Origin of the sequence: Nocardiopsis alkaliphila YIM 80379 (assembly GCF_000341005.1) — a bacterium.
In the GTDB taxonomy this organism is placed as follows: Bacteria; Actinomycetota; Actinomycetes; order Streptosporangiales; family Streptosporangiaceae; genus Nocardiopsis; species Nocardiopsis alkaliphila.
Genome location: NZ_ANBD01000023.1, coordinates 19,075 through 37,716, shown reverse-complemented (window position 1 = coordinate 37,716; position 18,642 = coordinate 19,075). Strand labels below are relative to the sequence as shown.

The following is an 18,642-nucleotide window of genomic DNA, read 5'->3' as shown; positions in this document are numbered from 1 at the left end:
CCGCCGCCGGCGAACTGGTCACCGATCACCCCGACGGGCTGGACCGGCCCGTGACCGATCGCGCCGCCAACCTCTCCGGTGGGCAACGCCAGCGCGCGGCCCTGGCCCGAGCCCTGGCCGCCGACCCGCCCGTGCTCGTCCTGCACGACCCCACCACCGCGGTCGACGCCGTTACCGAGGAGGCCATCGCCCAAGGCGTCGCCACCCTGCGCGCCGCGAGCGGCGGTGCCACGCTCGTCATCGCCGGCAGTCCCGCCCTGCTGGCCCGGGCCGACCGCGTCCTGGTCCTGAGCCAGGGGCGGGTGCGCACCGAGGGCACCCACGCCCGACTGGCCGAGGACGACCCCCACTACCGCGAGGCGGTTCTTCGTTGAGCATCCACACCACCCACACCGAGGTCGAGGACCCCACCGGTGGGCCCGAACTGCTGCCCACCGCCACGGCCCGCCGTACCTGGGCGGTGCTGGGGGAGGGCCTGCGCGCCCACCCCTGGGCCACCGCCCTGGCGTTGTCCACCGTCCTGGCCGGCAGCGCCGCCGGGCTCGTGGCCCCCTGGGTACTGGGCACCATGGTCGACGACATCACCGCCGGGGCCGGGACCGAGGCCATCGTGCGTTCGGCCGCGCTCATCGCCGCCGCGGCTCTCATCGGTGGTCTCCTGGTCGGGCTGGGCGCCTGGCAGATCGCCCGCCTGGGCGAGACCATCCTGGCCCGTCTGCGCGAGCAGGTCATGCACCACGTCCTGCACATGCCCGCGGCCCGGTTGGAACGCGTACGCATCGGTGACCTGCTCTCCCGGGTGGGCGACGACGTCGCGGTGGTCACCACGGCCATCGCCCGAAACGGCCCCGAGGTCGTCACCGCCCTGGCCACCGCGATCCTCACCGCTGTCGGAATGGCCGCTCTCGACTGGCGGTTGGGCCTGGCCGGGCTGGCCGCCCTGCCCTTCTACGTCTGGGCGGTGCGCTGGTACATGCCGATCTCCGGCCCCTACTACGCCCGTGAACGGGTCGCCATGGGCGAACGCTCCCACGCCATGATGGGCGCACTGCGAGGCCGGGACACCGTGCGCGCCTACCGCCTGGAGGCCGAGCACACCGAACGCATCGCCGACCGTTCGCTCACCGCCATGCGGCTCACCCTCGACGTGTTCCACCTGTTCACCCGTCTGGGCGCCCGCATGAACGGTTCCGAACTGGTGGGTCTGGGCGCGGTGCTCGTGGTGGGTTTCTGGCTGGTCCGTGGCGACCTGGTCACCGTCGGCATGGTCACCGCCGCCGCCCTGTACTTCCACCGTCTCTTCGGTCCCGTGGGCTTTTTGGTGATGACCTTCAACGACGTCCAGCAGGCCGGAGCGAGCCTGGCCCGGCTGGCCGGGGTGGTGGACCTGCCCGAGGCCGCCGACCCCGGCGCGGAGGAAGGGCCGGCCGGTTCCTCGCTGCGGGTGGAGTCGGTGAGCCACGCCTACGCCCCGGGCGCGCCCAAGGCCCTGGACGGGGTCCGGCTCACCGTCGCCCCCGGCGAACGCGTGGCCCTGGTGGGAGCCAGCGGCGCCGGCAAGACCACGTTGGCGGCCGTGGTCAGCGGCCTGCGCACCCCCACCTCCGGCACCGTGTACCTGGGCGGTGTGCCCTTGGACGAACTCGGTGAACAGCGCGTGCGCGAACACGTCTTCCTGGTCAGCCAGGAGACCCACGTGTTCGCCGGGTCACTCTTGGAGGACCTGCGGCTGGCCCGCGCCGACGCTCCACGCGAGGACGTGGACAGGGCCCTGGCCACCGTGGGTGCCCTCGATTGGGTGCGGTCCCTACCGGAGGGGATCGACACCGTCGTGGGCGAGGGCGGACACGGCCTCACCGCCGAACAAGCCCAACACCTGGCCTTGGCCCGACTGGTCCTGGCCGACCCGGACCTGGCGGTGTTGGACGAAGCCACCGCCGAGGCCGGCAGTTCCGGTGCCCGCAGGTTGGAGAGGGCCGCCATGGCCGCCACCGAGGGCAGGACCACCCTGGTGGTCGCCCACCGGCTCACCCAGGCGGCCACCGCCGACCGGGTGGTGGTCATGGACCGAGGCCGCGTCGTCGAGGAGGGCACGCACGAGGAACTCCTCGCACGTGGGGGCCGCTACGCCCGTCTGTGGCGCAGTTGGCGACGCTGACCCGAGGGGCCGGGCCACTCCACCTGGTTTTCGGTGTGGAGGCCCGGTCCTTCAGGGCCGGGAGGAAACACTCGGAAGGTCCTTCGGTGGTCTCCCCTCGGGTGTGGCCGCCGGACACCTGAGCGTCATCGGCCAGGCCACGACACCACCGGCCTCCTCCCGGGGCACACGTCCTTGGGGTGCGGACCCCACGTGCGCGGGCCGGCGCTGAGGTCGCTTCGTCTTGGTGTCGTCTTTCCCACTTGATCGAAGTGGTGTCGAAGCGCCGGTCATCGCGTGGGTCGACGATGCCCGGATCATCGTGGACCACTTCTGGTGACGGAGCCCGGGCCAGGGCCGTTACGTCTTCGCTGAGCGAAGAGGTCCGTCCGTGGCCGATGTCGGAGGCGGCACGGTGAAGAAGGCTCAGGCGTTGACGGCGTCGCCGGTCGGGTCGCTTTCGTCCGGGGTGAGCAGGTGGGCGCCGCCGACGGGGCCGCTGCCCCACCCGAGCAGGCGCCAGCCCGAGTCCGGGTCGCCCTCGATCTCCACCATGCCGGTGTTGGCCAACGGGGTGCGCGCGACCTCGGTGACGTCGACCCCCAGGACCCGTGCACTGGCCCAAGATCGGATGGCGGCACCGTGGGAGACCACGACGACGTCTTCCCAGCCTTGCTCGGCGATCCGGAGCATGGCCTCGTCGAAGCTGGCGAAGAAGGCATGTCCGTCCGAACCGCCCGGCATGCGAAGATCCATCTGCCCGCGAGCCCAGGCGAACACCGTTTCCACGTAGGTCCGGTGTGCCGCCGGGTCCGATCCCATCTCCAAAGCGCCGGCCTCTACCTCACGCACCCCCTCCATGGCCACGGGTTCCTTCTCCAGTGCTTCGGCCAAGGGAGCGGCGGTGAGATGTGTACGGAGCAAGGGTGAGACCACGAGGGCGTCGATCGAGCGCCCCCGCAGGACGGTCGGTACCGCGGCGGCCTGGCGATGGCCCAAGGGTGTCAGCCCCGGGCCGGGGGCGTCGGTATCGAGAAGACCGGCCACGTTCGAGGGGGTCTGGCCATGACGGAGCATCGAAAGGCGCATGCCCTCATGGTCCCCCACCTTCGGCTTCGGAAGGAGGCGGGGTGGACGTGGTTCGCCTCACCCCGTGTTCGACCAGGACCGCCACGTTCTTGTCGGGCACTCGTGCGAGGTGGTGGAGAGCACGACTCAAGCGGCGTTGGCGCGCCGCATGCGGCGGCGGCGTTCGGAGGTGCGTTCCTCCTCGTTCAGGCCGCCCCATGTGCCGTACTTCTCCGGGCGTGAGACCGCGTGGTCCAGGCAGCTGGTCCGTACCGGGCAGCCCGCGCAGAGCCGTTTGGCCCTGCGTTCACGCAGTTCCCGTTCCGCTTGGCGCTCGCCCTCGGGTCCGAAGAAGAGCGAGAGGTCCTCTCCCAGACAGGCCGCGGAGTTCTGCCACCCCCAAGCCGGGCTCGGAAGGGATGCGGTGCGGCGACGTGGGCGTGACTGGGACATGGTGGAACCACCTCTTCGAACAGCGCGGATCAAGGGGCGAACCTGAATCACCGATGACTGATCGCTCAACGCGGTCAGAGACGCGCCGAATGGGCGCTTGTGGCACGGGCACCGTGCGGTGTGGAGGTGCGGAGAGCGGCGACCACGAGGATGTGGCGTGGTCGGCGACGGTCTTCTCACGCGAAGCGGCGATGGAAGTGGTGACGGCTTCCGTCCGCCTTCTGCCCGCCATCATGCCACCATCGCCTTGGGCTGTGGGCCCATAAAGCGAATACTCGACCGTCCGTTATCGAACTCTGACCTTGAGTGTCGAGTATGTGACTATTTGCCGGATTTGTGGGGCTGAGGTTTTCTCAACGCAGACCATTTATGGACGCCCCGGTAGCCCCTGGAGATCAGAACCGGTAAGCCATTGCCACCGCCTGCAGAGGGAGCAGGGGTGGGTACGGGCGACGGTGGTGTCGGGGGCCGGAGCCGGGACCGAAGACCCAGCGGGATCACGCGGATCGACCCGCTCCGCAGACCACTTCGCTGAGAAGACCTTGAGTGGGACCGACAGACTTTTCGGTGAAGGCCCACCGGAGAACCACCAATCGGTGCGTGGCGGTCCTCAGCAGTCGGGCGGAAAGTCGTCCGGGGAGATGATCGTGCCTTCCTCACTTTGGTGGGTGCCCACGTAGACACCGTCCTCCTCGGCCAAGGTCTCGGTGTCGAAGCGCAAGGAGGCGATGTCGTTCTCGGTCTCGTCGTCCACTCCGGCGGCCGAGGTGATCCCCAGGGTGTACTCGGTGGTCGGCGAGCCCGGGGTGATCCGGTAGGTGGCCCCGCCCGAAGCATCGGTGATGTCCCAGTCCTCCCCGGGGGCGGACAGGTCCACCTCCAGTACGCCTGAGGGAAAGTCCCGATTGGCGGTCAAACGCCATTGATGTGCCTCCGAGACCAGATCGATCCGGGCGGGTGGGCTGTCACCGCACCAGGAGATCATGATCACGGGGAAATGGTGTCTGGCGGAGAAATGCCCGGTGGCGACGGCGCCCACGGCACCGCCCTGCGCACCGCACGAAGCCAGCAGCAGGCAGGCCAGGGGTGCGGCGGCCACTCGTCCGAGAAGGGCTTTGTCGAAGACGGACATGCCGCGATTGTGCCAAGGTTCGTGGCCCTGGGAGGGGCCTCCACGCCGGATCCCGAGATGTTCGGGTGAAAAGAGCCCAGGTGGTGGCAGGCTTTGAGAGCGATCCTGCGGGGAGAGCGCGTCGGCGTGTCCTGGTGTGCCCAGGTGGGGCCCTTCGCCCGAGGCATCACCAAGGAAAGCGAAGAATCCACGGGAGCCTTCCGGCTCGGTCCCGTGTCGGGCCTCGAATCGGTCAGCACGCTCGATCCTCTACCCGGTATCGGGTCATGCGCGCACCGATGGTGGGAGTGTTCAAGCGGCCGGGCCCCAGCGACATGAACGTGGCCTAACGATCCCCATGAAGGTCGCGGCGCCGTTCGGTCGCCGCGACCAACGGCTCCTCAGTCCTGGCGTCCGGCCGAGTACGCGCTCAGATGTGTGTGCGCCAGGCAGAACAACGGCGTGGGCACACCCAGTTCCCGCCCCCGCGTCACCAGATCACCGACGATGTGGTCACCTTCCACCGGGTGTCCGTGGGTCAGGTCCCAGTACATGGACGTGGAGGTGTCCCGCTCGGTGTCACCGATGACCTTGTCGGCGAAATCCCGGATCCGCTCGCTGGGTGGGAACCCGGCGGCGGTGGCCACCGCCAACGCCTCGGCGAACATCCCGGCGCTGAACTCCGACCCGCCCGGAGCCCGGTTGACCCGGCCTATGGGGGCGCGCATCAGACAGGTGATGGCGCCCAGGCTGGCCAGGAACACCCACTTGTCCCACATCTCCTGGCGGATGTCTCGTGCGAGCCGGGCGGTGAAACCCGCCCCGTCCAAGGCCTCGTGCACCCGCTCCGGCTCGACCACGGGGTCCTCGCCCAGCGGACCATAGACCAACTCGCCCATCTTGCCGACCTCGACGATCTCCCCGGCTTCGCCCAGCCGGGTCATCACCATGCTCACCCCGCCGTAGACCCGATCGAGGCCGAAGCGTTCGGTGAGCACGTCCAAGTGACGCATTCCGTTGAGGAAGGGGACCACCACCGTGCGCGGCCCCACCGCCGCGGTCAGGTCGGCCACGGCCCCTTCCAGCCCGTAGGACTTGACCGCCAAGAGGACCACGTCGTATTCGGGGGTGAGCTCGGCGGCGGTGACGGCGCGTGCGGGCACGTGTTCGGTCTCGCCCTCCACGGTGCGCAGGACCAGCCCCTTGTCCCGAAGTAGCTCGGCGCGTGCCGGCCGTACCAGGAAATCCACGTCCCGCCCCGCCCGCACCAACCGGGAACCGAAGTACCCCCCGACCGCCCCGGCGCCCACGACAAGGATCCTCATGTCACTCCCACTCGGTCGAACCCGCTGAACCAGGCAGAACGTATGGCGATGGGATGCCTCGCCGCAAGGGGGCGAGGCATGGGCGAATCGGTTGACCAAGATCGAGCGTCCTGGTTCAAGACACTCAAGACGAAGCGGGCGGTGGTGTCGTTGCGTGGTCGGAGCCTTGGACGAGTGCCCTCGGGCATCGTTTTTTCATGAGTCGGCGCTCGCCCTGGTCTCGTCCGTTTCCGATCCGCCCATCTCCAAACGGAAGGGCGGATAGCGGTCGGTCATCAGCGCGGCGTAGACCACCACGCGCAGGACCCAACGGTTCAGCCCGACCACGAGGTCGAACAGGCCCCGTGGATAGATCCCGGTGAAAAGCAGGGCGATGGCGGCGAACAGCACCAAGAGGCCTATGAGACCAGGCCCCTGGAAGACCAAGGTCTCCGCTTGGGGAGCCCGCGCCTTCGCCTCGTCCACCACGAAGTTCAGACCTCCGTGGAGGAAGATCCCGACCAACAGGTAGTGGGGCAGAGCCAGCAACCACCACTTGACCAGGACCAGTCCGCGGGACAGGCGATCCGGTGCCTGAATCGTCAATCGCGCAGGGTAATCGACGTCTTCGGACAGGGTGAACGGCGGGTAGCGATCGGTGCCCAGGACCCGGTAGGCATAGAACCCGACCCTCCAGCTCCACCGCAGAACCCCGGTGTTGAACGTGAAGATCCCTCGCGGATAGCGGCCGGTGAACAGAATCGAGAAGAAGGCCACCACGGTCAGTACGAAGAAGGCGATCCACAGGAAGAACAACAGGATGTAGTGGGGGATCGCCAACACCCACTTGAACAGCCAAAGCCAGCGACTCACATCCGGGTCGGGTTCCGCCTCGACCCGGATCGGATGACGCGCGGTATGAACCATCGGGACCCCTCCCCGCCGAGATGGCCTTTCTACCCACCTCGCTTTTTCCGACACCCTCCTCCATGGCCCTCGGGAAGGGGGATGAAGTGTGAAGACGCGGGTCATATGTCGTTGTGCGCGAAAGGTTCCGCCTCTTGACGCCCCATGAGGGCGCCCTCACCCTGGGTCGCAGGGAGGTGCGCAGATGACTGTGCTGGTCGGTTACGCGAGTGAGTACGGTTCCACACGGGAGATCGCGCAGAGGATCGCCGAAGGGCTGCGCGAGCGGGGCCGCGCGGTGGACGTCCGTTCCTTGGCGGAGGCACCACGGGCCCGAGAGTACGAAGCCGCCGTACTGGGCAGCGCCGTGCACGGTGGCGCCTGGCTTCCTGAGGCCTCCGGTTACGTGGACGCCAACGCCGCGTCGCTGGGTCGATTCCCCGTGTGGATGTTCAGCGTGGGACTGGCGAGGGTTCTCGGAGGCTGGTTCGAAAAACACGTCAAAGATCCCAAGGAGATGACGCAATGGCGTGAATCCTTGGATCTGCGTGAACACCGCATCCTGGCCGGGGCCTTGCGGCCCGAACACCTGCCACGGTTCGGACGCCTGGTCTACCAGATCATGGGTGGGCGCTACGGAGACTTCCGGGACTGGGACGAAATCGATGCGTGGGCCGAGGAGATCGCCACGGGCCCCTCATCCGAAGGTGCTCCGGGCACCACGGCGGTGTGACGGGTTCCGTCGGAGGCGCCCAAGACGGTGTGGGTGCTCCGACGCTAGCAGCGCGGCCCCCGGTTTCGACCGTGGGGAGGGAGTCGATGAGCAAGCGACTCACCACGTCTCGGGCAGGATCTTCCAGGGTGAGCGGTGCCCTGCCCCAGCAGCCTTCAATCTTGAGGAGCCTCGCTCGCCGCTTCGGTCTCGGTGACGACGTCGGCGCCGTAGCGGTGGGCCAAGGCGTGGAAGCCCTCCTTGGGTTCCCAGTGGCCGTCGTCGGGGGAGAGCCCTGACTCCAGGGTGGGCGGGCGCACGATCCCGAAGCTCGCCATGTCGCAGTCACGGGCGGGGTCGGGGGAGTATCGGCAGTCGCCTTCGATGAACATGCACAGGAACGCCCCGTGCACGTCCTCGGTCTCGTACACGTCGATGAGTTGTTCGATCATGCCGGCTTGGACGCCCTCATCACGGACCAGGTTTCCACGCACCCGGCGATCGTTCAGGTCACGCCAGTCCAGGGGATCACCACCCGAACCACCCTTGGACTCGGCGCCCTGGTAGGAGCAGCAGCCGAACTCGGTGACCACCACCGGTTTGCCCAGCCGGTTCAGGGCACGCAATCCTTGCCGGTAGGAGCCCCGGGTGAGCTCGTCGAAGTAGTAGTCCACCCCGATGATGTCGAAGGGCGTCCAGTCCACCTTCTCCCAGGTGCCCGCTCCATAGCTGAGCGGCCCGTCGAAACGTCGCCGGGCGAGAGTGGCCAATCGGCGCAGCAGCCGGTTGAGCCTGAGGTTGTGGTAGAAGGGCACCAACGCGAACACGTACAGGGCGCGTGACCGGTGGTCCATGTGGGAACCGGGGAGGATGCCCCTGTTGATGATGGTCAACTCACAACCCACGTTGAGCACCACCCGATCGGGGTGCTCCTCGGTAAGCCTTTGGGCCAGCTCGGCGGCGTGTCCCACGTGTGCGGCCAGCTCGGTGTGCCCGGCGCCGGGAGAACGGGGTTGCAGCCACACATCCAACCCCTGGTCCAAGGCGAAACGGGCGGCCTGCTCCAGACGGTCCAGATCGTGGCCGAACAGGGACACGGCGGTGCAGTGTAGTTCGTGGCGGACGACGCGCATCTCCTCGCGGACCGCGTCGGGGTTCCAACGCTCCCGCGAATGCTGTCCGGGTACGTAGCTGGAGCCGACGTCGTACATGATCCCGCGCACGGGGATCCGTCGGCGCGGCAGGGCGCCCTGCTCCCCGAATCCCCCGTTCGGTTCGGGCCGGGCCGCGAAGAGGAAGCGGACCACCAGATAGGCGGCCAGGGAACCGCCCATGTTCACCCCCAGCTCCCAAACCGAGGGAGCGGAGGTGAAGACCAGGTCGGTGGCGCCCAGCATGATGGCGGTGGCGGTCAGGGCCAGGCGCACGCCCACTCCGGCCCAGATCCCACCGGTGGCCGTCCGTAGCAGCCCGAGGAAGAGACCGATCAGGAGCAGGTTCGCCAACTCTCCGGCCTGGCCCAGGACCAGGGACGTCACACCCGCGAACAGCACGGTCTGGAGCAGAACCACCGTCATCTGGGTCAGGTGGAAGCCCAACAGGTGTTGGACGTAGCCGCGAAAGATCAGTTCCTCGGGCAGGATCTGCGCGGTCAGCATCAGCGGGGTCAGGGCCAAGGTGGTGAGCGCGGCCGATGCCGGCGCGCCGGTGTCCAGGGTGGCGTTGTCGGTGAGCAGGGCCGCTCCCACGAGCAGAGCGGATACGGTCCAGCAGGTCAGGGCCGCCGCGACCAAGGGTGGCCAGGCCCGGCCCGGCCTGCCCAGACCGATGGAGGCCAACGTGTGCCCCGAGGTGCGGCACAAGGCCCACACCAACGGCAGGATCGCCAGCGCGGCGATGGTCGAACGCACGGCCAGGCCCAGGACGCCATCGGGTTCGGCGAGCAGCGCGTGGACGGTCGCACCGAGCATGGCGAAGACGATGAGCAGTAAGCCGACGCGCGTCGAGGTGGCGACCACGCGACGCCGTTCGGGGCGGGGCATGAGGGGGTTCCTCCGAAACTCCGTACGGTGTTCGACTAAGGGAGAACAGTGTACGGAGTTCCAGCGAGGGGGACCGAGTGCGCACCACACGCGAGAGCATCGAGGCCACCTTGGACCTGCTGTGGACCGGACTCGGCCGACCCGAACGCGGTCCCTGCCACCAACTCACCGTCGAGCGGGTGGTGGACGCGGCCATGGCCACCGTCGAGGCCGAGGGGGCCGAGGCGTTGTCCATGCGCAAGGTCGCCGCACGCCTGGGTGTGGGTGCCGCCACCCTGTACACCTACGTTCCCGACAAGGCCGCCCTGCTGGCCCTGATGGTCGACGAGATGGTCGGCCAGGCCGCTCCGCCGCACACGCGCCCGGGCACCTGGTGGGAGAAGGTCGAGGCCTGGGCGCGTGAGGACCTGGCCTCCTACCGGGCCCATCCCTGGCTGGTCGAGGTGGTCAACGGGCCCTTCGCCGGACCCAACGGCTTCGCCTGGACCGATTCGGCCATTCGGATGTTCGACGGCACCGGCCTGAGTGCGGAGGAGGCCCTCGCCGTGGTGGAGGCCGTCGATGGTCTGGTCCAAGGTCACGTCGCCAAGGTGATCGCGGCCGACCGCGCCCAACGCTGGACCGATCCCGAGGGCCGATCGTTCGACACCGTCCAGGAGAGCTATCTGCTCACTCAGCGGATCGAGGTAGGCCGTTTTCCCGCCATCGAGCGTCTGCGAGCGCCGCTGAGCCCCGTGGAGACCTTCGAGCAGGCGCTGTCCTGGCTATTGGACGGCATCGAGCGACGGATCACCGAGCACGCCCCAGGCGACTGACCGCGCCCCGATCGCTCACCCCCGTTCGGAGCGGATCGCCTCCACCATCCCGGCGGCCAGACGCGCACGCTCGACCATCGAGTCCACCAGCACATACTCGTGGTCGGCGTGCGCGCCACCGCCGACCGCACCCAGCCCGTCGAGTGTGGGCACTCCCAACGCCGCCGTGAAGTTGCCGTCGCTGCCGCCACCGACCGCCACACCCTCGACCCCGGGCAACAGTCTCTGGGCCATCGCCAACAGGTCCCGGGTCACCGCCTCCGGCATCGGCGGTCTGTTCACCGAACCCGTCACCACGAGCCGTGCCCCCTCCACGTGCGGTGTCAGGGCCGCGAACGCCGCTTCCACCCGTTCCTTCTCCTGCGGCTCCCGAACCCGTACGTCCACGACGATCGTCGCCTCCGCCGGCACCACGTTGTCCGTGGTCCCCGCCCTCGCCACCGTCGGGGTCACGGTGGTCCCGATCTCGGGCCGGCTCAAGGCGGCGATGTCCAGAACCTGATGGGCCGCCTCCACCAGTGCGTTCACCCCCGCCTCGGGCTCCAGCCCGGCGTGCGAGGCACGTCCGCGTACCGACACCTCGAAGGCCCCGCATCCCTTGCGGGCGACCTTCAGGTGTCCGCCCTCGGCCGCGCCCTCGAACACCAGAACCGCTCCGCACGCCTTGGCGCGCTCCTCGATCAATGCCTGGGAATGATGCGAACCGACCTCCTCGTCCGCGGTCACCAGCAGCTCCACCCCCGACAGGTCCTCCAGCGTCGCCAATCCGTGCACCGCTTGGACCAGACCACCCAGCATGTCGAAGACCCCCGGGCCCGTCGCGCGACCGTTCGCCACTCGGAACGGACGGTGCTCCAGGGTGCCCAACGGAAAGACCGTGTCGTGGTGGCCCAACACCAGGACCCGGGGCTCACCGCCACCCGACCAGCGCACGTGCGGCCCGACCGGGCTCTCCACGAGGGTGGCCCGCCCGCCCAATCGCCTCTCCAGGAGCGCGGCCACCGCCTTGGCCGAGGCCTCCACCGCGACCAGGTCGCGTGAGGGGGACTCGACCTCGACGAGTGTGCGTAGATCCTCCAACATCGCTTCGACACCTTCGAGTTCGATCACGGCCTCAGGTTACGGGCAGGCCCGTCCTCCGAGAAGGGCACGGGTTCTTCTGTTTCTCTCGGCGACGGGCTGAAGGGACATATCGGACGAATCAGGGAGATGTCGAGAACGGGAGAATGCCGCCGGTGCTCTTGGGGTAGCCGAGCTGCCATGAGACTCGGTGAACGTATCCGTGAAATCGAACGTGAAGAGCGCCTCGACCCGATCGCCTCCAGGATGAGGAAGGTCGCCGAGCGACTGCCCTCGGGCAAGGTCCGCGACATGCTGCACGGCGTCCAGCTCGGGCACCCGCTCCACCCGATCACGATCCACCTGCCCTTGGGGGCGTGGATGGCGGCGGTCCTGCTGGACCTGGCACCCGGGGACCATCGTCGTAGCGTCCGTGTGCTGCTCAACACCGGCCTGCTCACCGCCCTGCCCGCCATGGTCAGTGGCCTGGCGGACTGGTCACAACAACACGAACGACACCAGCGCGTGGGGGTGGCGCACGCGGTCGCCAACGGAGTGGGGGCGTCGCTGTTCGGCGCGTCCTCCCTGGCCCGCGCACGTGGCCGTGAGGGTTGGGGAAAGGCCTTGGCCCTGGCCGGCCTCGGCAGCGTCGGCCTCGCCGGCACCCTGGGCGGCCACATCTCCTACCACCGTGCGGGCGGCGCCAACAGTGCCGACCACCTCCAGGACCTGATGCCCCCGGGGTGGCACGACCTGGGTCCGCTGGAGGAATTTCCCCGCGAAGGGGTGAGCCAGAGCGACGTGGACGGCGTCCCGGTCGTGGTGGCGCGTACCGGGGAGACGGTGTCCGCGTTGCTGGGCACCTGCTCCCACATGGGCGCGCCCCTGGGTGAAGGCGAACTGGTGAACGGATGCGTGCGCTGCCCGTGGCACGGGAGCGAGTTCCGTCTGAACGACGGAACGGTCTCCCAAGGACCCGCGACCGCGTCGGTGGAGCCCTTGGAGACCTCGCTGGTGGATGGCCGACTGAGGGTTCGGATGCCCACTTCCCAGGAGTGAGGGCCCCCACCAAGGTTCCGGTGTTGAGATTCGAGGTGAGCCATGCCTGTTCGCGAAGTCGTCGACGGCGTCTTCCTTCTTTCCCACGCCCACGTCAACTGCTACCTCGTCGAGGACGACGATGGGGTGACCCTCGTCGACGGGGGCCTACCGGTCATGTGGGCCATGGTCCTGGGAGTCCTGCAGGGGCGAGGACGAAGCCCGCGCGACATCAAAGCGCTGGTATTGACCCACGGCCACTTCGACCATGTCGGTTTCGCGCTGCGAGCACAGCGGGAATGGGACGTGCCCGTACTGGTTCACCCGAGCGACCAGCGGCTGGCCGCCCATCCCTACCGGTACACGCCCCAGCGCAACCGTTTTCTCTACCCGTTGACCCACCCGCGCTCCCTGCCGTTGTTGGCCCGAATGGCCACGGCCGGAGCGCTGAGCGTCAAGGGGGTCGACACGGTCGCGACCTTGGAGGCCGGAGCGACCCTGTCGGTGCCCGGTCGCCCCACCGTCGTGCACACCCCCGGCCACACCGACGGACACTGCGTCCTGCACCTACCCGACCGCGACACCGTCATCAGCGGCGACGCCCTGGTCACGTTGGATCCCTACACCGGACGGCAAGGCCCACAGACCGTGGCCTCCGCGGCCACCAAGAACACCCGGCAGGCCCTGGCGTCCCTGGACGCGGTGGCGGCCACGAAGGCCGGCACGGTGTTACCCGGGCACGGGGAGCCCTGGACGCAGGGGGCCGAGGCCGCGGTGAGCCATGCCATCGACATCGGGGAACACTGAGCCCACGCTCCCAGAGCCCACCATCGACTCCCGACGTTCCTCGCATCGGTGTACGTTGCCCGGGGCCGGTGTCAACGCTCCACGCTGAGCCGCGCATCGGCCCCGAAACGACAGGGACGCGACCGGGCACCGATGCGCCCGGCGGCACCGAAGGAGGAGGCGCGGATGGGCGGGCCCGGTGGGGAACTCGACGTCGTGGTGGTCGGAGGCGGCCAGGCCGCACTCGCGGCGGGCTACTTCCTACGACGGGCCGAGGCGGACTTCCTCATCCTCGACGACAACCCCACACCGGGTGGTTCGTGGCGGGAGTACTGGGACTCGCTGCGACTCTTCTCCCCGGCCGGACACAGCATGCTCCCCGGCTGGTGGATGCCCCAGGAGGAGGGCCGGGAGTACCCGTCCGCCTCGCACGTGGTCCGGTACCTGTCCGAGTACGAACGCCGCTACGCCCTACCCGTTCGACGTCCGGTGCGGGTCCGGGGCGTCCAACGGGCGGGGCGCACCCTTCGGGTGCTCTCCGATCAGGACACCTGGCGGGCACACCACGTGATCAGCGCGACCGGAACCTGGCGGGCTCCCCACACACCGGACCTCGCGGGCCGTGAGGTCTTCACCGGAAGACAGTTGCACACCGTCGACTACCGCGTTCCACGGGAGTTCGGCGGGCAACGTGTCGTGGTGGTCGGCGGTGGAAACTCCGCCGCCCAGATCCTGGCCGAACTCTCCTTGGTCGCCGAAACCCTCTGGGCCACGGCGCGTCCACCCCGTTTCCTGCCCGACGAACTCGACGGTCGGGCACTGTTCTCCATCGCCACCCGCCGCCAACAAGCCCTCGAACGCGGTCAGAGCGCGCCGGGAATCGGCGAACTGGGGGACATCGTGGCCGTGCCGAGCGTGCGCCGGGCTCGGGACCGAGGCGCGCTGAAGGCCGAGCCGATGTTCGATCACCTGACCCCCACCGGCGTGGCCTGGGCCGACGGCACCACGTGGGACTGCGACGCGGTGCTGTGGTGCACGGGCTTTCGACCGGTGCTGGACCACCTGGAGCCCCTGGGGGTGGTGCGCCCGAACGGTCGGGTGAAGGTGGAAGGCAACCGCGCGGTCGAAGAACCCCGCCTCCACCTGCTCGGCTACGGGGACTGGACCGGCGGTGCCTCGGACACCATCATCGGCGCGGGACGCACCGCCAAGAGGGCCGTCGCCGAGATCATTCGGGACCTGGACCGACACGGGTGAGGATTCCGCGAGGGCTTCAGAACTCGCGCTGGTCCCTACGCAATGGATGTTCCTCGGGGATCTGCACCAAAACGATGCGGACCCCGTCCGGGTCGGCGATCCAGGCCTCCACCAGCCCCCAGAACTCCTTTTGTGGCGGACGCAGCCCACGGGCGCCCAAGGCGGTCACCCGAGCGTACTCGGCGTGGACGTCGCGCACCTGCAGCCACAACGCCATCGACGGAACCCCGGCCTCCTCGGCGTGACCGGACACCTCCAGCAGGCCGTTACCGATGAAGAACACGGTACCGGGGGAGTCTGGCGGACCGAACTCCCGGTGTACGGCGAGCCCGAGCACGTCACGGTAGAAGGAACGGGTGCGCGCCGGGTCGCTCGGGTGGATCAACACGCGGCTACTGAGAACGTCCATGCCCGCCATCCTGCCCACTCCATCGGCCGAAGACCCACTCGGTACCCGGTTTCGTCACCCGGGGGGTCGGAAGCGCTGGTCGAGCGAGCCGCGATCACTCCGAGGGTTGGGGCACGGAAGGGCATTCGATGCTCGGGTCGAGCCCGACGTGGTTCAGCGGACCGACGAAGCTCGTCACCACCGTGCTGCCCAGCGTCGAGCAGTTGGTCTCCGAGGAACCGAAGTAACCGCGTCGCGTGGCCGCGGCCACACCGATGGCCACCCACAGTAGGACGATGGTGGAAAAGGCGGTGATCGTGCGCATGACCGCCTCCGGGGGGAAGGCCGTTGTAAGGCCGTTGCGACTTCGGGGGCGGCCTCTTCGGACTTCTACCCCGCCGAGCGGCCCCCTCACCCGGCCGGGATCAGGCGTGTTCATCGCGATCGCCGAACCGCCACCGGGTCGCACCGTGCTCGGCGGCGTCCGTGGGAAAGGCGTGGACGACGGTGGGCGGAACCGCGTACACCGCATAGGGCGGGGGACCGGCGGTGGGTGCCCCGTCCGGGCCGATCAGCAGGTCCCCCTCCGGCACCGGAGCCCACCCGTAGACCTTTGGGTAGGTCTCGGCGACCGCGCGTACCCGGCTCGGGTCGCTCACCCGTTCCACCCGGCCCTGCACCACCACGTCCAAGCGAGCCGTGGACACGGCCAGGCTCACGTTCGGCCCACCCGACAACAGTCGGGCCTTCGCGGTCCGTGGTCCGCAGACGAAGTGCGGGACGCCCTTTGTCCACACCGCCAGCAGCGGCCGGGTGTGCGGGGTGGTGTCCGGGCGTGCCACGGTCAGCCAGTAGGTGCCGTCCACCATCGCCAGGTCCGCCGACACACGCGACCAGTCCCCGGCCGGTGCGTCGGTCAATGGCGTGGTGCTTCGGGGCTGGTGAGGGGGCACGGCGAGCTCCTGTGGTCGGACTGTACGGGTCGTGGTGCGCACCCTAATGATCGGTACCGACGATTCAGCGCAGACATCGGGCAGAGGGAGATTTCTGGTGGTTTCTTCCAGTGAAATCTCCAAGTGGCCTACGGGTGTCTTGTGGGGTTCTGCCTGATGGCGATCATGCTCGGAAAGCCTGTGGAGAATTGTCGACGTCCACCCTTACAGTGCTGCCATGAGATCTCCCTGCCTCCAAGCCGTGGAGATCACCCCCGCCAATGTCGAAGCCGCGTTCGAGATCCGGGTCGGTGCGGAACAGAACGCCTTCGTGGCTCCCGTCGTCACCTCCCTCGCGCAGGCCTACGCCTCCCGTGAGACCGCCTGGCCCCGTCTGATCCTCGATGGTGAACGGCCCGTCGCCTTCATCATGGCCAACTTCGCCCCCAAGGAGGAAGAACCCGACTTCCGGTGCGGAATCTGGCGGCTCAACGTCGCGGAGAAGGAACAAGGCCGTGGCTACGGTCGTTTCGCGGTGGAGGCCGTTCTGGCCGAGGCACGCCGTCGTGGAAATCGGCGGGTCACCGTCATGTGGGAACCCGGTGAGGGCGGACCCGAGTGGTTCTATCTCAACCTTGGATTTCGCAGGACGGGCCGGGTGTTCACTGGTGAGATCGTCGGCGAACTGCTCCTGGACTGACGCGGAAACATCATCGAAGGTCGGCTTCGAATCGTGAAAAGGCATAGAAAGCAAGAGTCCTTCGGGTCCGGTTCAGGGCAAAAACTCCACACCATTGCCGGAACCTCGCACCTGGACGACTTTTGGTGCGAGGTTCCGGCCGGCTTCGACTCCAGTGACCTCAGTGGCCCCGGTCGATCCACTCCTGCAGGTGGGGCGCTTCCTCCCCGATCGTGGTGGAGGGGCCATGCCCGGTGTTGACCACCGTCTCCGCCGGCAGGGTCAACAGTCGGTCCCGGATGGAGGCCACGATGGTCGGAAAGTCCGAATACGACCGGCCCGTCGCGCCCGGACCACCCTGGAACAGGGTGTCGCCGCTGAACAGCACCCCCGACTCGGACGAGTACAGACACACCGCGCCCGGCGCGTGCCCCGGAGTGTGGATCACTCGCAGTTCGGTGCCCGCCACCTTCACCACCTGGCCATCGGCCAGATCCCCATCGGGGGCCCGGTCGGGGTGGGTCATGTCCCACAACACCCGGTCCTTGGGGTGCAACAGGATCGGCGCGCCGGTCATCTCGGCCAACTCCGGCGCGGCGTTCACGTGGTCGTTGTGCCCGTGGGTGCACACCAACGCCACCACCCGGCGCCCGCCCACCGCATGGAGGATCGCCTCGGCGTCATGTGGGGCGTCGATGACCACGACGTGCTCGTCGTCACCCACCAACCAGACGTTGTTCTCCACTTCCCAAGAACCGCCGTCCAGGGTGAAGACCCCGGACGTGGTCAGGTGTTCCACTCGCGCGTCACTCACAGTCGCACCACCGATCGCAGTACATCGCCGCGTTCCATACGGGCGAAGGCCTCTTCCACGTCACCGATCCCGATCTCCTCGGTGACGAAACCATCCAGATCCAACCTGCCCTGCGTGTACAGGTCGATGAGCATCGGGAAGTCCCGCGAGGGCAGACAGTCCCCGTACCACGAGGACTTCAGGGCGCCACCCCGGCCGAAGACGTCCAAGAGCGGCAGTTCCAGTCTCATCTGCGGAGTGGGCACTCCCACCAGTACCACGGTTCCGGCCAGGTCCCGAGCGTAGAACGCCTGCTCGTAGGTGGTGGGCAGCCCCACGGCGTCGATCACCACGTCCGCGCCGAATCCGTCGGTGAGTTCGCGGACGGCCTCCACCGGGTCGGTTCGGGAGGCGTTGACGGTGTGGGTGGCGCCGAACCCGCGCGCCCACTCCAACTTGCGATCCTCCAGGTCCACGGCGATGATCCGGTTCGCTCCGGCCAGGCGGGCCCCGGCCACGGCCGCGCTGCCCACGCCTCCACAACCGATGACCGCCACCGAGTCGCCGCGGGTGACCTCGCCGGTGTTGATGGCGGCACCGATCCCGGCCATGATCCCGCAGCCGAGCAGACCCGCCGCGGCCGCCGACGCGTTCGGGTCCACCTTGGTGCACTGGCCCGCCGCCACCAGGGTCTTGTCCGCGAACGCGCCGATGCCCAGGGCCGGTGACAGTTCGGTGCCGTCCTCCAAGGTCATCTTCTGCTTCGCGTTGTGGGTGTCGAAGCAGTATTGGTGTCGGCCTCGCTTACAGGCCCGGCACTGGCCGCACACCGCCCGCCAATTGAGGATCACGAAGTCGCCGGGTTCGATGTCGGTGACCCCCTCGCCCACCGATTCCACGGTCCCGGCCGCTTCGTGACCGAGCAGGAACGGGAACTCGTCGTTGATCCCGCCCTCGCGGTAGTGCAGGTCGGTGTGGCAGACCCCGCACGCGTGGATCCGTACCACGGCCTCACCCGGGCCGGGGTCGGGCACGATGATGGTGGTCGTCTCCACCGGTGCGCCCTTGGCGCGTGAGATGACACCTTGTACCTGTTGGGACATACGAACGCTCCGAGTACGTCGTGGCCGGTGGGCGGTGATCGCTCGCGCCGCCCATGAGC

Annotated in this window: 20 protein-coding genes; 8 read left to right on the top strand and 12 right to left on the bottom strand. The window is 68.5% G+C overall.

Features of this window, described 5'->3' with window-relative positions:
* Positions 1–374: ATP-binding cassette domain-containing protein (locus tag D472_RS0102880; protein WP_026117327.1), on the top strand; the 374-nt coding region annotated here is incomplete at its 5' end.
* Complete coding sequence (locus D472_RS0102875; protein ID WP_017603000.1) at positions 371–2,158, top strand: ABC transporter ATP-binding protein; 1,788 nt, start codon at positions 371–373, stop codon at positions 2,156–2,158. The genes D472_RS0102880 and D472_RS0102875, both read left to right, overlap by 4 nt.
* 405 nt (positions 2,159–2,563) lie before the next feature.
* On the opposite strand, the gene D472_RS0102870 is transcribed toward D472_RS0102875, so the two are convergent.
* The 5 genes from D472_RS0102870 to D472_RS0102850 all read right to left on the bottom strand — a co-directional run bounded on the left by D472_RS0102870 (position 2,564) and on the right by D472_RS0102850 (position 7,000).
* A complete protein-coding gene (locus tag D472_RS0102870) occupies positions 2,564–3,226 on the bottom strand; it encodes a histidine phosphatase family protein (protein ID WP_017602999.1) in 663 nt (220 codons plus the stop codon).
* A gap of 126 nt (positions 3,227–3,352) precedes the next feature.
* Positions 3,353–3,658 carry a WhiB family transcriptional regulator gene (locus D472_RS0102865; protein ID WP_017602998.1) on the bottom strand — a complete coding sequence of 102 codons (306 nt, stop codon included), beginning with the start codon at positions 3,656–3,658 and terminating at the stop codon, positions 3,353–3,355.
* Positions 3,659–4,268: 610 nt separating this feature from the next.
* A complete protein-coding gene (locus tag D472_RS0102860) occupies positions 4,269–4,790 on the bottom strand; it encodes a hypothetical protein (RefSeq protein WP_017602997.1) in 522 nt (173 codons plus the stop codon).
* 380 nt (positions 4,791–5,170) lie between these two features.
* Positions 5,171–6,094, bottom strand: a complete 924-nt coding sequence (locus D472_RS0102855; protein WP_193373421.1) for a ketopantoate reductase family protein — start codon at positions 6,092–6,094, stop codon at positions 5,171–5,173.
* Between the two features lie 195 nt (positions 6,095–6,289).
* Positions 6,290–7,000 (bottom strand): DUF4389 domain-containing protein, encoded by a 711-nt coding sequence (locus D472_RS0102850; RefSeq protein ID WP_017602995.1) that lies wholly within the window; start codon positions 6,998–7,000, stop codon positions 6,290–6,292.
* A gap of 184 nt (positions 7,001–7,184) precedes the next feature.
* Between D472_RS0102850 and D472_RS0102845 the strand changes: the two genes are divergently transcribed.
* The gene (locus D472_RS0102845) at positions 7,185–7,712 is read left to right on the top strand and encodes a flavodoxin domain-containing protein (protein ID WP_017602994.1); all 528 of its coding nucleotides are present in this window, start codon (positions 7,185–7,187) and stop codon (positions 7,710–7,712) included.
* A gap of 155 nt (positions 7,713–7,867) precedes the next feature.
* Here the strand turns inward: D472_RS0102845 and D472_RS27040 are convergent, their stop codons facing one another.
* The gene (locus tag D472_RS27040) at positions 7,868–9,733 is read right to left on the bottom strand and encodes a CPBP family glutamic-type intramembrane protease (protein ID WP_017602993.1); all 1,866 of its coding nucleotides are present in this window, start codon (positions 9,731–9,733) and stop codon (positions 7,868–7,870) included.
* Between the two features lie 77 nt (positions 9,734–9,810).
* On the opposite strand from D472_RS27040, the gene D472_RS0102835 reads away from it, so the two are divergent.
* Positions 9,811–10,548 (top strand): TetR/AcrR family transcriptional regulator, encoded by a 738-nt coding sequence (locus D472_RS0102835; RefSeq protein ID WP_017602992.1) that lies wholly within the window; start codon positions 9,811–9,813, stop codon positions 10,546–10,548.
* 15 nt (positions 10,549–10,563) lie between these two features.
* Here the strand turns inward: D472_RS0102835 and D472_RS0102830 are convergent, their stop codons facing one another.
* Positions 10,564–11,658, bottom strand: a complete 1,095-nt coding sequence (locus D472_RS0102830) for a M20 family metallopeptidase (RefSeq protein WP_017602991.1) — start codon at positions 11,656–11,658, stop codon at positions 10,564–10,566.
* A gap of 150 nt (positions 11,659–11,808) precedes the next feature.
* Between D472_RS0102830 and D472_RS0102825 the strand changes: the two genes are divergently transcribed.
* The 3 genes from D472_RS0102825 (at position 11,809) to D472_RS0102815 (ending at position 14,688) form a co-directional block, all read left to right on the top strand.
* Complete coding sequence (locus D472_RS0102825; protein ID WP_017602990.1) at positions 11,809–12,666, top strand: Rieske 2Fe-2S domain-containing protein; 858 nt, start codon at positions 11,809–11,811, stop codon at positions 12,664–12,666.
* 42 nt (positions 12,667–12,708) lie between these two features.
* Entirely contained in the window at positions 12,709–13,452 is a 744-nt protein-coding gene (locus tag D472_RS0102820) for an MBL fold metallo-hydrolase (RefSeq protein ID WP_017602989.1), read from the top strand.
* A gap of 165 nt (positions 13,453–13,617) precedes the next feature.
* Positions 13,618–14,688 (top strand): ArsO family NAD(P)H-dependent flavin-containing monooxygenase, encoded by a 1,071-nt coding sequence (locus tag D472_RS0102815; RefSeq protein ID WP_017602988.1) that lies wholly within the window; start codon positions 13,618–13,620, stop codon positions 14,686–14,688.
* A 16-nt stretch (positions 14,689–14,704) separates the two neighbouring features.
* Here the strand turns inward: D472_RS0102815 and D472_RS0102810 are convergent, their stop codons facing one another.
* The 3 genes from D472_RS0102810 to D472_RS0102800 form a co-directional block, all read right to left on the bottom strand.
* A complete protein-coding gene (locus tag D472_RS0102810) occupies positions 14,705–15,097 on the bottom strand; it encodes a VOC family protein (RefSeq protein WP_026117323.1) in 393 nt (130 codons plus the stop codon).
* A 94-nt stretch (positions 15,098–15,191) separates the two neighbouring features.
* Positions 15,192–15,401, bottom strand: coding sequence for a hypothetical protein (locus tag D472_RS0102805; RefSeq protein ID WP_017602986.1), 210 nt, complete (start codon positions 15,399–15,401; stop codon positions 15,192–15,194).
* 100 nt (positions 15,402–15,501) lie between these two features.
* A complete protein-coding gene (locus D472_RS0102800) occupies positions 15,502–16,029 on the bottom strand; it encodes a pyridoxamine 5'-phosphate oxidase family protein (protein ID WP_026117322.1) in 528 nt (175 codons plus the stop codon).
* A gap of 217 nt (positions 16,030–16,246) precedes the next feature.
* Here D472_RS0102800 and D472_RS0102795 point away from each other — a divergent pair, with 217 nt between their 5' ends.
* Positions 16,247–16,708: a GNAT family N-acetyltransferase gene (locus D472_RS0102795; RefSeq protein ID WP_017602984.1), complete on the top strand. Its 462-nt coding sequence runs from the start codon at positions 16,247–16,249 to the stop codon at positions 16,706–16,708.
* 160 nt (positions 16,709–16,868) lie between these two features.
* On the opposite strand, the gene D472_RS0102790 is transcribed toward D472_RS0102795, so the two are convergent.
* Together D472_RS0102790 and D472_RS0102785 are read right to left on the bottom strand one after the other, a co-directional pair.
* The gene (locus D472_RS0102790; RefSeq protein WP_017602983.1) at positions 16,869–17,501 is read right to left on the bottom strand and encodes an MBL fold metallo-hydrolase; all 633 of its coding nucleotides are present in this window, start codon (positions 17,499–17,501) and stop codon (positions 16,869–16,871) included.
* On the bottom strand, positions 17,498–18,583 hold the full coding sequence (locus D472_RS0102785; RefSeq protein ID WP_017602982.1) for an S-(hydroxymethyl)mycothiol dehydrogenase: 1,086 nt from the start codon (positions 18,581–18,583) through the stop codon (positions 17,498–17,500). The genes D472_RS0102790 and D472_RS0102785 overlap by 4 nt, the downstream gene beginning before the upstream one ends.
* Positions 18,584–18,642 lie beyond the last annotated feature (59 nt).